The organism is Bacillus cereus group sp. BceL062, from assembly GCF_051780025.1.
In the GTDB taxonomy this organism is placed as follows: domain Bacteria; phylum Bacillota; class Bacilli; order Bacillales; family Bacillaceae_G; genus Bacillus_A; species Bacillus_A toyonensis.
In genome coordinates, this window is sequence record NZ_JBPWGY010000021.1 from 11,799 (window position 1) to 27,507 (window position 15,709).

Below are 15,709 nucleotides of genomic sequence, written 5' to 3' on the forward strand. Positions count from 1 at the left end.
CCTCCTTTCTATAAGTATTGGAAACGAAAATCAAATGAAATAGAAAAAGCGCCTTTAGCGCCTGTAATTTCAAATTCATTTATTCCTTCCCTTAAAGATATTACTTTTTTATTTGTGTCTCGAACAATGGACAAGCTGTTTTTCGTACTTTTCACTTGATCTATCACAATTGTATCTCTATCTATTGTTGTGCCAGTATAACTCCATTCTTCTTTCGTTGTTTTGTTTTTAATCTTAAGATTCTCAGAAGCCCCTTTAAAGGTAATTCGTAAAGGCATCTGTCTTGGATCGATTTCTACATCACCTTTATTATCAATAGAGAATGTAGCTGTTGTTCTTGTATACTCTGCTTGCATCTTTTCTAACGTCGATTGTACGGACTCAGCAAAAGCATTCGCTGATTTATACTGAATTTCTATAAGGCTGTAGTTTCCGTTCGCCTGCGGTTCTACTTCATATTTACTTGACACTCGTACTTTCCATCGCTTTTCAGGCTCTCTATTTGAAACAATATAAAACGGAGATTGCGAAGCGAAAAGACGGAACATAAAATTACGAACTTTATAAAAGTCATCTATCCCATGTGGTTCTGCGAGAAATAAAGATTTAATATCGTCCCTTGAATTAAAACTTCCACCTAAATCAATTTCTCCATGTCTCCCATCTAACTTTTCGTATCCAGTGTTATAGAAAGGGGAATTAGGAAGAAAGTTTAAAACAGTAAGTTTGTCATTAGATGAAATAACAAACTTAGAACCATCTCCCTGAATAATTGTAAGAGTTTGATTTGTCATCGTCTCACCCCTGCATTGTATAAATCTGTCTCGAATTTCTGTCCTTGCAATAGCTCCAATGGAGATATTAATAATTCTGCAAGAACCATTCTATCTATTACAATTTGTAATGGTCTTTGTTGTGCAAGGTCTTTGTTACTATATGGCATATATTGTCCCTTATCTGGATTATCATTGTCTGGTCGATACTGTATAACATTAGGATTATCAGATAACACTTCTCTCCATCTAGAAAGATTACCAACATCATGAATTGAAAGCCCTTCAAAACGTTCCATTTGACGTCCAATTTCTCTAACCATATCGCGCATACTCTCAGGAATATGAGTAATCCAATCGTTTTGCCAATCTCCATCCTCAAAAATCGCATTAAAATATTTGGTTAACGGATCGTCACCTTTAAAACTAAATATTTCTTCTGGTTTAATAGAACGAATACCATCAATAGCGCCTGTTACTGTATCTTGCAAAGCATCTCGTACTACAGAATATTGACTCTTAATCCCGGTTGCAAGTCCTTGCGCCATTTGAACACCTGCAAATGCTAAATTATTGGATTTTAGCGTATTTACAAGAGACTTATAAGCATTTGTACCAAGAGTGTGGCTTTCATTTTCTGCCATATAAGATGTTTTTTGAATCCCCAGCGCAAAACCTTCACTAAAAGGTTTCCCCCCTTGATCACGTGTCAATCGTGAGGGCGAGTTCACATTAAGTGTAGCTTTTAACGCTTCAAATGCACCTCTAGCTAAACTAGACGCTACATTTTGCACATTCCATTTCCCATTAGAAATACCACTAGCAAATCCACTTGAAAATGCTTCACCAGGGCTAACAGAACTAACGCTTTTTAATCCAGAATTTCCACTCTCTGCTACATTAGAACCACTTGATCTTACTCGTCCCTGGGTATTCTCCATACCTTGAGCGAACTCATTGCCACCTTTTTGACCGTGTGGCGTACCATTAACGTTATTAAAGCCAGCATGAGCTGAGGCTACAGCTTCAAGAGCACTCCCTCGGATATAACCATTTTGATTGACGATACCACCTGCAAAACCTTGGCCCCCTTGATTACCTGCCGGGTTTCCATTAATCGTGTTAAAAGCACCATGAGCACTAGCGACTACTTGCAAAGCACTTCCTCTAATATAGCCATCTTGGCTAATTATGCCTTGTCCTAGTTCGCTACCACTTTTATTACCGCCACCACCATCCGTCGTACTACCTAAAATCCCTTCAACTGCTTGTTTCTTCCCTGTCGCCGCGGTTTCAGGAGCCGTGTTAGTAGATATACCATTAGCTTGTGTTTGACTTATATCAAATCCAACTTGTGTTAAATCTAATTTCGCTCCATTTTCAACTAGCAATGCGATTGCCTTTGCTGCTAGTTCAGCGTTAATGGAACCATTTTGCATACCTTGTACCAGCGTTTGCACATTGAAATTCCCTGCTTCTCCAAGATCAACTTGAACATTACTTTTAATATCTAATCCCATAGTCTGTGCGACTTGTTGTAATGGTAATGCTCCAATTTGCATTCCATTAATTAAAGTTTGTATGTTATTTTGACCTTCTTGAGTGGCATCAACTTTCATTCCATTTTTAACGTTTTGTTGGAAGAATTGGAATACTGTATCAAATGACAATGTTCCAGTCTGAAGTCCTGTTATCCACGAATCCATTGTCATTTTCCCATAGATGCCAAGGTCAATTGTGGTATTACCTTGCATATTTTCACTTAAGAATTCTCTTACTTCTCCAGTGTCCTTAGTTTTGATGCCTTCAATCCACTTTTGCATAGACTCAATACCACTTTGTGAAAGGTCTACTTTATATACATCTTTTAATTTATTGGCATTTGCGGTTGCTACAGCTGAAGAATCTAATTCACCTTTTTGAAGTTTTTGTAAGAATGTATCTATCGTGAATTGTCCTGCTGGCCCTAAATCAATTTTCATTTTACCGTCAATTTCTTTTGCCATTGATTCAGCTAACAACCTAGATGACTCAGTTCCTTTTTGAAGTTCGGAAAGATACATTCCAATACTTTCAATCTTAGATTTACCATATTGCAACTCATATTTAAGTAATTTATCCTGATAATCTTTTTCCGCTTTTTCTTGATCACTTCTGAATCGATTCTCTAAATCTGTAGATTTCTCTCGATAACCCCAGGCCGCTTTAATACGTTCGCCCCATCCCTTATCTTCTGCTTCAATTCGCTTAGCCTGTGATGCTAAGACTTCTGCATCTTCGTCCTTCATATGTTGCTGTAACACTTTAAATCCATCGTTCCTGATTCCTTGTAGATCATTCACATGTTTTGATTCGTAAAGTGCAATAGCATCTAATGTAGCTTTTCTTTCCTCTGGTTTAATTTCACCCAGTTTAAAAGCCTTCTCTACATTTTCACGCCATCCTTTAGTTTGTTTTTCTAAAGATTTAACGCCATCTTCATATACTTTTATGATGCTTTCGAAACGCTTTTTACCAGCATCTAATGAGAGCATCCCACCAGATTCGATTTCTTTTGAAATTGACGTTATTTCTTTCGCTTTTGTATAGAATTGTTGAACATTCTTGTCTGCAACCTGTAATGCTTGTTCAAATTTTTGAGCAAAATCTTTTGGCATTTTCATAGTATCGCCTTGATACCTTTTAATACCTTCTTCCAAAATCTTTTCAGCCTGTGTAGCAACTTCGATTTCTTTATTGATGGATTCAATCACATTATTCTTAACTTGTTCCAAAGTTTGTTTTGCACTTTCAGGAACTGTTCCCATCAACTGACTAAACATCTTATTAAACTCGCTTTTCTTTCCTTCTAATTCTTTAATGACTTCATTCGTCATACGTTGGAAAGCTTTAATTGTTTCATCAGCTGCTTTATTTGCTTCTTCTCCTGTTTTAAGTTTCAAATCCATCATATTATTAATAGCTTTATCTTTTAAATCTACATAAGCGCTAGCTGCTTTACTTGTTGCTTCACTTACATTCTGACCAAACTTAGACATATTTGTTTGAGCTTGATTTGATTTTTCATTTAGGTCCACTATTGCTATACCAAGCGCTCCTACAGCAAGGACTGCTCCTGTAATCGCTAAAGCAATTGGATTTGCCAATAAAGCTCCTACGCCCATAGCAAGAAAGCCTAACGCTGTAGTTACACCAGCTATCCCAAAAGCTAATAATGCACTTTTAGCAATCGTGCTTTGTGTGGATTCATCTAAATTATTAAACCAATCTACTACACCTTGAACACCTTCTACCACATCAACTAATATTGGCAACAAAGCATCACCGAATGATTTTTTCAGTGTATCTACAGCACCACTTAGCTGCTCCATTTTACCTTTAGTCGTGTTCATCTTCGTCTCAGCAACTTCTAATGCTGTTACCTTTGACATTTCCGTATACATATTTTTCACACCATTTGCGCCCTCTTTATAAAGGATGTTAGCGGCACGAATAGCATCAGATCCAAATAACGTATACATGTAAGATTGTCTTTGTTCAGCCGTTAACCCTTGCATTGCCATTTGGAGAACTTCAGCAATATCGGACATGTTTTTTAAGTTTCCATTTGAATCAAAAAAGGCGTTTGTCATGATACCAGTTGAGAAGGTTAACTTCTGAAATGCTTTCTCAGCTTTTTCAGAACCAACTTTTACACCAGCTTGATTAGCTGCGTATTCAGATAAAGATCCAGTTACATCTTGAAATGACGTTGAAGTTGGCTTAATACCTTTTTCTCCAAGAAACTGCATTGCCTTTCCAGTATCAATTGTTATTAATCCCAACTCGCTAAACATTTCATATGCTTCGTTAGATTTAGGAATTAAGTTTGCCAGCATTGTTTTCAGTGAAGTACCTGCATCAGAACCTTTTAAACCGTTCTGTGCAAATAAAGCTAAGGCTGTTGTAGTATCTTTAAAACTTAGTCCTACACCCGCTGCCACCGCTGAAACCATCGATAAGCCAAATTTCAATTCACTAACATTCGTTGCGGAAGCATTTGCCGCACCAGCCAATAGATCAGCTGCTTGAGCTACTGATAAATTATCATCCTTGAACGCATTTAGAGCTGTCGAAGCAATTTCTGCTGCATCTCCCAATTCCAATTCCCCAGCTGTCGCTAGGTTAAGAGCGCCTTCTAAACCACCATTAATAATGTCAGTTAGACTTACCCCAGCTTTAATTAACTCTTCAATCCCTTGTCCTGCTTGTACAGAAGAATATTTTGTTTTTTCTCCCATTTCTACAGCAAGTTCACTAATCTTTTTCATTTCATCGCCAGTTGCACCAGAAACTGCTTGAATATCCGCCATCTTCTGCTCAAAGTTCATCGATTCTTTCACAGCCACCGCAAGCCCAGCTCCGATAACACCAGTCATTGCTGCAAAGGTTGTTCCGACTTGACCGCCAACGTCCTGCATTTTGTTCCCTGTATCACGCATCCGTTCCCCAGTACGATGCAGGCGATTCTGTTGTTCCGCTAATTCGCGGTTTGTTTCTCTTATCTCATTTTGAATACGCTCTTGAGCTGTTTCAGCACGATTCATAGCAATTGTATTGTTATCGATTTGCGTATTTAATCGCTGTAATGCCTGGCCGTTTGATGTATATTCAGCTTGAAGCTGCTTTAATTCTTGCTTCAATTGTTTAGCTTCTTGTGAATTACGTCCGAAGTTTTGTACAGCTTGGTTATACTGTGTTTCAAGGCGTTCCATCGATGCTGCCAATGTTAAATTGGATGCTTGTAATTGTTCTTGCTTTTGTCTTGCTTGTTCAATTTTTTGACGGTAATGCTCTACTTTTTGTCCTTGTAGAGTGAACTTTTCATTCAAATACGTTAATTTATTTTGTAACTGCTCTACAGAATTCCCAAGTAACCTAGCACGCTCACTCGTTAAATTAAACTCTGAGTCTATTAAGCGTAAACCACGATTAATTCCTGCAACTCCATTTTCAAAACGTTGGGTGTCAAGTGTGACTCGGGCACCAATTTCCATATCTCCAGCCATTTATCTCACCTACCTTTATAACCAAGCTGGCGCTTGATCTGCTGTTCGAACAACTTTCTTATCTTCTTGCTGTTGTTTGTACCCTAATGTTTTAAAAAAGAGGACTAAATCCATTTGGTTTATATCTGCTTGAGATATACCAGCATCTTGAAGCATGCTATAAATACCCAACATCATTTCTGTTGGTTTGAATGATTCCTTCTGTTTCTCTGTTTCTTTTTTTTTGATGAATTTGTCTTTGAATCAATAGCATTGATAATAGCAACAGCTTCAGCAATACGCCCTATAATCGCTAAACAAATAGAGTAAATAGTTGAAGTTAAAAACCAAGCATGTATACCATTAAGGAAATCCTCTACCGTAAAACGATTACCAAACAATTTAACAACAAATTGAGTAGCTTCTTTTAATAAATCAAATTGAACAGTTTCAGCATTTAACTTTTCTGTCCACTCCGCTGCTGCAAAGGCATCAGTAGCTGAAATAAAATTAGGTAAAAAGAAAGTTTTTTTACCAGTAGATAAATTTAAAACCAATTTAAACGTTTCTGTTTTTTGTGTTTCTTGCATAATTGATTCTCCTCCCATAAATAAAAGGCACAGCATTACGCTGTACCTTCTCTATTTTTTTATTGACCAGTTGGGGCTGTTGTTACTGTAGGTGGGGCTGGAACTTTTTTAAACCAATTTGCCGCAACTGTTTTATCGTGTTCTGGATCTTCTTCATCCAAACGATTTCTCCAATTCCCATCAGAACGTTGAATTGCTTTTCCTTTTATTTTAGCCGATTGGAAATTCGGTTTATCTTCAGCTGTTTTATGTTCATCACTCGGAATCTCAAATTTCATTTTGTAATAGCATACATATAGATTCTTTCCACTGAGATAAGGTAGGCGATATAATAACGCTACATATGGAGCAATATCGTTAACATTATCGATAACTTGTCCTTTAACGACTTTTTTACCTAATAATTTTGCGTAAACTTGTAAAGGGAGTTTATCCACTTCTAATTCAATTTCAGTACCACCAAAGGAAGACGCTGTTGCACTTGGTCCACCTTCTGCAAAGAAAGTCCCTGATTCAGATTTTGTATCTGCTTTACCACTTACTGTTTTACCAATTCTCTCGATTGGACCGTAATCAAACGTTTCATCGTCTTTCTCTGTTAAAATCGAAAAATGTAAATCCCTAAAATCTATAATCATATATCTTCCTCCTATACTTTTAATTCTGTACGAAACCTCATACCGTAATGATATATTTTCGTATCAGCTTCATATAAATTTGCTGTTGTAATACGCTTAAGACCTATATTTTTCATAGAACTATTTACCGCTTCTTTTAAATCACCCTTAACTGGCATGAAAGACCAAATATCAACTTGAAATAAAATAGTACTGGTAGATTCCGCTCCTTCAGCGTATCTTCCAGCACCATTATCTAATTCAGAATAAGTGATCCATGTTTTGCCGTTGTCATCTCCACGAACCATGTTATAAATGTATTCTCCGCCTAGCTTTTCCACAATAAAAGGAGTCGTAAGAGCACGCAACACATCTTTTTCTAGAAATCTCATACGATATGCAACGCCGCTGCAAAGACATTTCTCATTTCATGAACTGCCTTTATTTCTGTATGGGTTACGGTCTTTTCTATGAATCCTTTGTGCGGTGGATGTGGCATTTTACTGGTTCCCCAGTTTTGGAATTTCATATAAAAGTGTGGAGAATTATCATCTTTTTCCCATCCCACACTAATAGATTTGACTCCATTTCGATTCTTCACTTTACCAACAAGTACTTCATCTTTTGCATGCTTCCCTGTTCGCCAAGATTCTTTAGGTGAAGGTGGTTTAGGCGATGCACTAGCTGGACTTTCTACCTCTAATGCATCTTTCACTACTTCAGCGCCCTTTTTTAACGCCGTATTTTCAACTGTTTTTACGTTTCTTCCCAATGCTTCGAAACGCTGAATAGCTTCCTGGATCCCAAAGGTCGTTATTTCTGCCATATGGATCTCTCCTCGCACACTAAACAGATTTCTTTATGCTGTTCATCAACATCTATAACAGCTCTAATTTCAAATAAACGCCCGTCATATAAGACGCGCATTTTCGTATCAATCCCTCTACGAAATCGCATAAAAAAATTCACTGTGCGCACCGCATTTTCTGTGTTTCCAGTGAATATTTCATAATTGAATCCTTTTCCGAATGGTGTTTTTGCTCTTGCCCAAACAGTGACAACATCTTTCCATTCTGACGGAACTGGATTCCCTTCTTCATCTTTTTTATTTGTGATTTCTTGCTGAATTGTTATTCGTTTATTTAATTTACTTGGATTCATGATTATCACCGTAATTATAGTCCCTTAATTGTAATATGGTTGTTTCCAATGAATGCTTTAATGCCGGGACATTTAATGATTTATCTTGATTCTCATAGTTTAATAAAACATGCGTTATTACCGCAATTTTATATAGTGCCTTTTCACTTTCAGGAACACCAGATTGTAATAAGGATTCTTTTGCTCCATCGATTAGAAGTTGAATATCTGTATCCTCTTCATTTCCATCGATTTTCATTTTTCTTTTTAATAGTTCTAACATATAATCACCTATGATCCTGAAGCATTGGTTTTCACTGATAACTCAACGCTTAACGGAGAATTTGATCCGTTATTTCCAACTGCTTTCACTTGATAAGAATATGTTGTATCACCAGTTAGGCCTGTGTCTTTATAGGTCGCTGTTACTGATGTCCCTACTTGTTTTCCATTGCGAAGTATTTGATACTCTTTAATGCCCCCATCATACACAACAGGAGACCAACTAATATTGGCCGTTGTTACTGTTGTAGAATCAACTTTTAACCCTGTTGGCGCTTGGGGTGGATTAGGGTGTAACTTTGACTTCTGCGATACGGAATGCTGATTTTAGTTTAATCTTATGGTCAAACCAAGCAGTTAAAACAAATAGTTCAATGCCTGTTTTCACATCTTTATCGCGATCATAAATCATATTAGGATCATAGTTAAAGTGAGAATATCTGAAATCACCAACAACAGGATTTACTGCCGAGTCACAGAATTTAACTGGTTTTCCTAAAACTTGTTCTGGTTGTGCATTATATAACGTAGCACTACCATTAGCCAGTGTTTTAATGATTGCCATGTAATCAGCATAACGCATTTCAATTGTTGCATTTTCACGAAAATCCTCGTGCAAATCTGCAACCGCTGCTGTAATAGCTTCATATAAATTCTGACCATTAACAGATTTAATGCCAGCTTTATAGAATGACATAGATTCTTCCCCAGTTTTAGGTGTTGTAGCAAACGCTACTTTCTTCTCTTTTGCTGCTAAACCACTTTCTAACGCTTGATCTACAGTTTGTACTAAGTTTGTATCAGTTGCTGCTAAAACAGTCTCTGAAATAGGTACAAACACCTTAAATTTATTACGTCCGAAGGTTACAACATCACCTTCCGCTTTTAATTCTTTTGCTGTTGCTGTATCAGCAATAAAATCATCGTCATCTAATGTAAATGTAACTTTAGGGATTTCGAGATTCGTTACACTTGTAAATGTAGATACGTCTCTTAATGGGTTTTTAACAAATGGTTCATGTAATAATTCATTCGTCATTGTAGTTGGGAGAATCTTTTCTCCGCCTGTTGAATTTTTATCCCCAAGAACTGCTCGTGCTTCTTGTGATAAGGTACCTCCACGAATCGTAGCTCGAACCAACTCCGCTTTCGCTGCAACTACCTTTTGTTTTGGATCTTCAATAGATTGCAAACCAGTTTGAGTTTGAAATTGTGCTTTTTGTTCAGCTTCCATCGTGTCATGTTGTTCTTTAATTACATTGAAACGCATTTGAAGGTCTTTCTTGGATTGCTGTAACACTTGAAGACTCTCCATGGTTGCGGATGGATCAATCGCCTTCTGAGAAAGCTCACTCTCTACTTTTTGTAGCTGTTGACCAATAGTAGATAAATTTTGTTTTAGTTCAAACAATGTATTTTTTGAGAAGTATTGAATGTTACCAATAGATAATCGAAATTTATTTTTCATTAATGAATTCCCCCTAAAATTGTGTTTATATAGTCCGCGTTAGCTTTCGCTTCTTCGGCAATTTTTTGTCGTTCTAACATTTCGTTTGGTGATATGTTTGCTTGTGTATTTACTAATTGTTGTGGAACATTTTTGTATTCCTTCCTCCACTTTTCATCTAGACATGCTGCGGCATTATTTGCTGAGATAATTTCATCACAAAGTCCATACTCCATCGCTTCCTCAGCTGATAACCACGTCTCTGCATCTAGTAATTGTTTTAATATATCTTCATCTAACTTATCACCAGCACGAGTTAAATAGTGTTGCACCATCGATTGGTTAATACGTTCAATGTCATCCGCTGCTTTACGTAGCTGATCAGCATTTCCTGATGCATATGTCCACGCATTGTGTACCATTAACATTGAATTAGCATACATAATGATTTTGTCTGAAATCATAGGTAATACTGATGCGCAAGAAGCACCTATGCCATCAATATAGGAAATAACCTTCGCTGGATGTCGCTGTAACATTGCGATAATAGCCATTGTTTCAAAGACAGATCCACCTGGACTATTGATGTAAAGGTTAATCGTTTCAATGCCGTCACCTAATTCATCGAGTTCATTTTTAAAAGTAATAGACGATATCTCGCCATACTCTTCCCATGCATACTTTGTAATTTCTCCATAAATAAAAACATCAGCCGTTTTACCATTGGCGGATGCTTTCATTTGGAAAAACTTATTCTGTTTGTTCTTTGCCACCGTTTTTCACCCCCTTCCGTTGAGTTGGCTCCATGTCAATTGGATATAGATCACCACTTACCCAAAGTTTCGAAGCATTACCACCAACAGGTGGCTCGTCTTCTTTTTGGCGCACATCATCTTGTGATAACCAACCACTCCTAATTGCGGCTTGATAATAAGCTGTTCTTGAAGCTGTATCACCTCTTAACAGCCCTCCAAGGTTAAATTTAAAATAATATCCCTCTTGCCGTTCTTTTTTATTTAACAACTTACGGTTCATTTCTTGCTCATACTGACGAACAATAGGAGTTAGAGTCATTTGAACAAACTGAATCATCAACTGTTCATTACTGCTATAACTCTGGCCTTCAGTGTCATTTAAAAATGTAACCGGAACATTAAAAACGTTAGCAACTCGTGAACGTGTAATTCGTTCTGATGCTAACGTGTCTGAAGCGAAATATTTCCGCTCCATTTCTTCAATATTTACACCGGGTTCTCTAAATAAAATGCCACCATTTTCTTGATAAAATCGTTTAAAATCATCAATGATTTTTTGCCTCTTATCACTATCTACCTGCGTCGCATAATCCAAAATAAAACTATCTTTCTTCTGCATTTCTGACAAACTAAATTCTTGTACTGCCTTATCATATTCAAGAGTATTTCGCAAAACATCAATTGGACAAATACCTTTCCATCTTGAAATACCTGTGATGTGTTTGACATGAAATATGTTCATATTGTGGATGTAATACGTACCTTCAATCCCACGTACCTCATACCACAAATTATTATCATCCTTATTCAAAAAAGGTGTTACATAAGCGGATTCAATAGGGATTAATGATTCCACTTGAAACCGGATATCACGAATGATAGCTGCATATCCATTTCCAGTTTCATTTCTTGAAACTTCAATTTTATTTATCCATTCAAATCCGGTCATGTTTGGATTAGGTTCATTCATTACAACATCAGACACTTGATTAACAACAGTGTCATAATCCTTATAAAGCTTTAATGGCAAAGATGCGACCGTATTAGATAATCTGCTAATCACACTAAAAATCGTCTCATTTGTAGCTAGCTTTGCATTATCAATACCCCAAAACTTCCTTCCAAACCATGAAGTGAAGTTATATCCAGCCCCTTTCCATCCTAATGATGCTCCCTTAATCGCTCCTTTAACACGATTAATCAAATTCAATTTCTCACCGCCTTTCTATTTAAAAAGATCATTAACTGATATAAATTCAATATTTCCATCACCTTGTAATTGAGTTAACATCGGGATTACTTCTGTATGAGCATTTAGAAATGCTGCAAAGCCATCAATCTTTCGATATTTACTCTGTTTAGATGGTAAAAAGTTCCCGTTTCTGTCTTCCACAAGCTTTACATTATTCATATACCAACGGAAAAGACGGTTTTTATTACTGATTATTTTTCCATCCAACAACAACTCTTTTACATCCTTTAATGCTGGACTTAAAGTTAAATGTCCTTGTCGAACTGTCTCGGTTTTAAAACCATACGCTTTCAAATCTTCATTTAAACGGTAAGCATTAGCTGGATCATAAGTGATTTTCTTTATGAAATATTGTTCAGATTGCTTAACAAACCAATCATAAACATACTCATATTTCACATACTCACCAGGTATAATAGTGAGCCAACCCTTGTCTTTAAACTCTTTAAAGCTAATATTCTCGTTATCACGATCAACTTTAGCCTGCGGAACCCAACTATGAGATAATACAAAAACCTTTCCGTCATCTAAAGGAAACTCTAAACAAGCGCTTGTAAAATCCTCTGTTGCAGACAAATCATAACCTGCAACACATTCTTTACCAGCTAATCCCTTTATATCAATAACTTCCTCATTTCTTTTTAATATCTCAATGCCAACAAAGGACATTTCATCATTATCAACAAAGAGATTAAATTGTTTTGTAATCCAGTCATTCTTTTCAGCATCCGTATGCTTGTCTGTATTCCAATCATCAATAAGCGATGGAAGATCTAGCGAAACTCCCATATTAGGATTTGCTTTAATCCATAGTTCAGGATTCTCAATTTCCTCCACGCTATCCATTTCAGCCATGAAATAAAACTTTCTATCTTGGTCGATAACTCCTTCCAAAACATCAGTTGCAATTTCATAGTATTGAACAAGCGGTCCTTCAAGCTGATATCCTGCTGTAGTGATGTAAACAATCATTGGCTGTTTACGTGCGCCACGTGATTTTTTAATAACATTAATTAACTTAAAGTTTTTAAATTCATGTATTTCATCAAAAATACCAAGGTGTGTATTTAATCCGTCTAATTTCTTACTATCTGATGCACGAGGTTCAATTTTAGAATGAGTTTTATCATGAAAAATCCCTTTCTGATTTTCGCGTAAATGTTTCCGAAGAAAGGGTGATTTTTGAACCATTGCACGACTTTCATCAAATAGTTCTCCAGCTTGTTGTTTTGTATTTGCCAAAACATAAACACGAGCACCCGGCTCATTATCTTTAGCTACAGCATAATTAGACAAACCAGAAATCATTGTTGTTTTTCCGTTTTTACGACCAATAAAAATAAGGCCCTCACGAAAGCGCCTATAACCTGCATCTTTATGAATCCATCCATACAAAGAACCTATAACAAAGTGCTGCCACGGTTGTAGAACTAGCCTTTTATAGTCACCTTTTGACGGACGACAGAACTTTTCAATATATCTTATAGGTCGATGAGCTTTTTCTTCATCGAATATCCAAGGAAACTCCTCAGTACCCTGTCTCTTCAAATCATTTAGATGACGTTGACAAGACAAGATATTTTTCTTACTAGCTTTTATATTTCCCTTCACAACTTGTTCTGCATACCAAGTTGTTCTTAGTTCAGGAGAGGGATCTACCAAAATATAAAAATGCTTTATCTGTTCATTTCGCCAATTTTTATACCACTTGGATATTTCAGATGGCTTAGAAGTCGTCGAAATCATCATCAGAGTCTCCAGTTAGCTCTTCCTGAAGCTTTTTACGGCTTGCCCCAGTCAACCCTAGCTCCCCTAAATATTGACGTATCTGCTGTAAATACTTAGGTATCTCTGATATCAAAGGGTGCTTAGTCAGATTTGTAGCATTAGCTTTATTTGTATGCTCCATTGTCAGCCCTTCTTTTTTAACATTAGCTGCCATCTCTCTAAACATTTGATAACTGAAAGCAATCGTTTCAACTACAATAGGATCATTGATATCAGCCTTCCCTTCACCTTCTAAAACAGACCAAATACGAATCCAAGTATCTTTTCCTACCTTTTTTAAATGGGTAGGTGGTTTTCTCTCATTCAATCCTTTATCCACGATATCACCTCACTTACATTTTATGGATAAAAAGTGTTGTCTCAAAAATAAAAGTCCTCTGTTTTTAGGGTTTACCCCCCTTTAGAAAAACCACTTGCGCTACGCACGAAGGTGGCATCCGGTCTGGGTGAAAATGACTTTGTACTTTAAAAGGTGGGGGGCTATATCAATTCTGTATTTGCTTTTGCTTTTACAATTGATATCTTTCTTTTTTCCTTCTTTTTCCCTCCACCTTTTTCAGGATGTTCTTTGTTATGACATGCATTACATAAACTAATTAAGTTATCTAAAGTTAATGCAAGTTCAGGATATTCACTTCTCTCTTTGATATGATGGACCATATCAGCAGGTACAGGTATCAATGGTTCATGCTTCATACACTCTTGGCAACGGTAGCTGTCTCGTATCAGTGCGAGCTCTCTACACCTTCGCCAAGCTGTGCTATCATAGAACTTCTTCGCTTCTTTGTCTCGTTTATATTTATCGTAGAACTTACGTTGTTGCTTAGTTTTGTATTCATCATTCACAACAACCACCATCATATATGCGTTCAAGCATACGCTGATCAAACTCTAAAGATCTTTTATAACTCTCAATGTAAGCAGGATTGCAATTATTAATTAGCAAACAATACTTTTTCACTTTAGTTAAATCATATTTAATAGCCCATGTTTCTTCTGTTGTGTCATTGATTTGCACATCTTGCTTTAGCTTTAAGGCTTCAATTAATTCTTCAGTTGAGAACTTAGATAACAATTCTATTACACTTTTAAATTCAGCCTTCTGTTCATATACACCATCCATCTATCCTCACTCCTTATCGTTCCACATCGCCTTCAGTTGTTCCATCTCATTCTTTACTGACTTATCGATATCAATAGCACCAACACATTTTTCATCCGCGAATACATAAATTCCAGAATGAGTAAGCATTGTTCCTTTTTTGTCTGTTGTCATCCCTTTGTGATGCCCATCCGCATATCCACGCTCATACCCTAAGTTTTTACCTGCATCAAATCCTTTATCATGCGCTTCAGTTAGTAACTTGTTCAGTTGCTTTTCAGTTAATAGATTCAGTCCGAATAACTCCATCATTCATCCTCCTCAACATAAAAAAGCACCCGAATGGATGCTTTGCTAACGTTTACTTATTTATCTTTTAATTACGGTATGTGAAGTTTTATTCTTCGTTCAGCTAACAACCACGACAGACACTATTGGCAAACTTATCAGGTTTCCCTCATTCCATCTACCTAGGATGTTGTTAGCTCAAAGAAGAGCAAAAGCTCTCCTTATTAACGGTAACATCCAATCAGTACCATCTGCTGGTTTCGGATTTTATGTGCCGCAAATATAAAGCCGTTTAGAAATTTAGAAACAACATAGTGAGTTGTGTTTTCCGCCACTTCTCACACTACAAATATATCACGTTAAAAACCAAAACGTGTCCGTAAATAGTTCGCAAATAGTCCGCGAATAGTTCGCGTTTTATAAAAAGAAAAAAGCTACTTTATACAAGTAGCTTTTTAAAATATAACTCATCACATTTCTTCGATTTTGTAGGCTGTTACATTCGCCAAATTAACTTGAGTTTCATCGTTTCCAAACCAATTGCTCTTTTTAATCTCTTGGATTATGACGTTACGATTATCTGCACCTAGTAATACACTTCTTGAATGTTCTTTCTCAAAATAAAATGTAACTTTGAAATCCTTCATT

General features: G+C 36.6%; 18 protein-coding genes and 1 pseudogene. All 19 read right to left on the minus strand.

Features of this window, described 5'->3' with window-relative positions; translation table 11 throughout:
- Nucleotides 1–8: 8 nt before the first annotated feature.
- A complete protein-coding gene (locus ACS2MN_RS29385; RefSeq protein ID WP_438894862.1) occupies nt 9–794 on the minus strand; it encodes a phage tail domain-containing protein in 786 nt (261 codons plus the stop codon).
- Nucleotides 791–5,821 (minus strand): phage tail tape measure protein, encoded by a 5,031-nt coding sequence (locus ACS2MN_RS29390; protein WP_438894863.1) that lies wholly within the window; start codon nt 5,819–5,821, stop codon nt 791–793. The genes ACS2MN_RS29385 and ACS2MN_RS29390 overlap by 4 nt, the downstream gene beginning before the upstream one ends.
- Nucleotides 5,822–5,836: 15 nt before the next feature.
- Nucleotides 5,837–5,977, minus strand: a complete 141-nt coding sequence (locus tag ACS2MN_RS29395; protein WP_097935863.1) for a LysR family transcriptional regulator — start codon at nt 5,975–5,977, stop codon at nt 5,837–5,839.
- Nucleotides 5,978–5,994: 17 nt separating this feature from the next.
- Nucleotides 5,995–6,390 (minus strand): phage tail assembly chaperone G, encoded by a 396-nt coding sequence (gene gpG / locus ACS2MN_RS29400; RefSeq protein ID WP_001158462.1) that lies wholly within the window; start codon nt 6,388–6,390, stop codon nt 5,995–5,997.
- A gap of 59 nt (nt 6,391–6,449) precedes the next feature.
- Nucleotides 6,450–7,028 (minus strand): major tail protein, encoded by a 579-nt coding sequence (locus ACS2MN_RS29405; protein WP_438894864.1) that lies wholly within the window; start codon nt 7,026–7,028, stop codon nt 6,450–6,452.
- An 11-nt stretch (nt 7,029–7,039) separates the two neighbouring features.
- Nucleotides 7,040–7,399, minus strand: a complete 360-nt coding sequence (locus ACS2MN_RS29410; protein WP_438894865.1) for a structural protein — start codon at nt 7,397–7,399, stop codon at nt 7,040–7,042.
- Nucleotides 7,396–7,833, minus strand: a complete 438-nt coding sequence (locus tag ACS2MN_RS29415) for an HK97-gp10 family putative phage morphogenesis protein (RefSeq protein WP_438894866.1) — start codon at nt 7,831–7,833, stop codon at nt 7,396–7,398. Before ACS2MN_RS29415 ends, ACS2MN_RS29410 begins: the two co-directional genes overlap by 4 nt.
- Nucleotides 7,821–8,168 (minus strand): phage head closure protein, encoded by a 348-nt coding sequence (locus ACS2MN_RS29420; protein ID WP_438894867.1) that lies wholly within the window; start codon nt 8,166–8,168, stop codon nt 7,821–7,823. The genes ACS2MN_RS29415 and ACS2MN_RS29420 overlap by 13 nt, the downstream gene beginning before the upstream one ends.
- On the minus strand, nt 8,155–8,430 hold the full coding sequence (locus tag ACS2MN_RS29425) for a head-tail connector protein (RefSeq protein WP_000891458.1): 276 nt from the start codon (nt 8,428–8,430) through the stop codon (nt 8,155–8,157). Before ACS2MN_RS29425 ends, ACS2MN_RS29420 begins: the two co-directional genes overlap by 14 nt.
- Before the next feature lie 8 nt (nt 8,431–8,438).
- Nucleotides 8,439–8,693 (minus strand): annotated as a pseudogene (locus ACS2MN_RS29430) (fibronectin type III domain-containing protein); the annotation flags it as partial.
- Nucleotides 8,694–8,715: 22 nt separating this feature from the next.
- Nucleotides 8,716–9,897, minus strand: a complete 1,182-nt coding sequence (locus ACS2MN_RS29435) for a phage major capsid protein (RefSeq protein WP_438894868.1) — start codon at nt 9,895–9,897, stop codon at nt 8,716–8,718.
- On the minus strand, nt 9,897–10,649 hold the full coding sequence (locus ACS2MN_RS29440) for a head maturation protease, ClpP-related (RefSeq protein ID WP_438894869.1): 753 nt from the start codon (nt 10,647–10,649) through the stop codon (nt 9,897–9,899). Before ACS2MN_RS29440 ends, ACS2MN_RS29435 begins: the two co-directional genes overlap by 1 nt.
- On the minus strand, nt 10,627–11,841 hold the full coding sequence (locus ACS2MN_RS29445) for a phage portal protein (protein ID WP_438894870.1): 1,215 nt from the start codon (nt 11,839–11,841) through the stop codon (nt 10,627–10,629). Before ACS2MN_RS29445 ends, ACS2MN_RS29440 begins: the two co-directional genes overlap by 23 nt.
- A gap of 15 nt (nt 11,842–11,856) precedes the next feature.
- The gene (locus ACS2MN_RS29450; protein WP_438894893.1) at nt 11,857–13,629 is read right to left on the minus strand and encodes a terminase large subunit; all 1,773 of its coding nucleotides are present in this window, start codon (nt 13,627–13,629) and stop codon (nt 11,857–11,859) included.
- Complete coding sequence (locus tag ACS2MN_RS29455) at nt 13,610–13,990, minus strand: phage terminase small subunit P27 family (protein WP_000357496.1); 381 nt, start codon at nt 13,988–13,990, stop codon at nt 13,610–13,612. Before ACS2MN_RS29455 ends, ACS2MN_RS29450 begins: the two co-directional genes overlap by 20 nt.
- Nucleotides 13,991–14,151: 161 nt before the next feature.
- Nucleotides 14,152–14,529, minus strand: coding sequence for an HNH endonuclease (locus tag ACS2MN_RS29460; protein ID WP_438894894.1), 378 nt, complete (start codon nt 14,527–14,529; stop codon nt 14,152–14,154).
- Entirely contained in the window at nt 14,510–14,794 is a 285-nt protein-coding gene (locus tag ACS2MN_RS29465; RefSeq protein ID WP_000349240.1) for a hypothetical protein, read from the minus strand. Before ACS2MN_RS29465 ends, ACS2MN_RS29460 begins: the two co-directional genes overlap by 20 nt.
- Nucleotides 14,795–14,800: 6 nt before the next feature.
- Complete coding sequence (locus ACS2MN_RS29470) at nt 14,801–15,085, minus strand: flagellar assembly protein FliH (RefSeq protein ID WP_438894871.1); 285 nt, start codon at nt 15,083–15,085, stop codon at nt 14,801–14,803.
- 446 nt (nt 15,086–15,531) lie between these two features.
- Nucleotides 15,532–15,708 (minus strand): hypothetical protein, encoded by a 177-nt coding sequence (locus ACS2MN_RS29475; protein WP_327971937.1) that lies wholly within the window; start codon nt 15,706–15,708, stop codon nt 15,532–15,534.
- Nucleotide 15,709 lies beyond the last annotated feature (1 nt).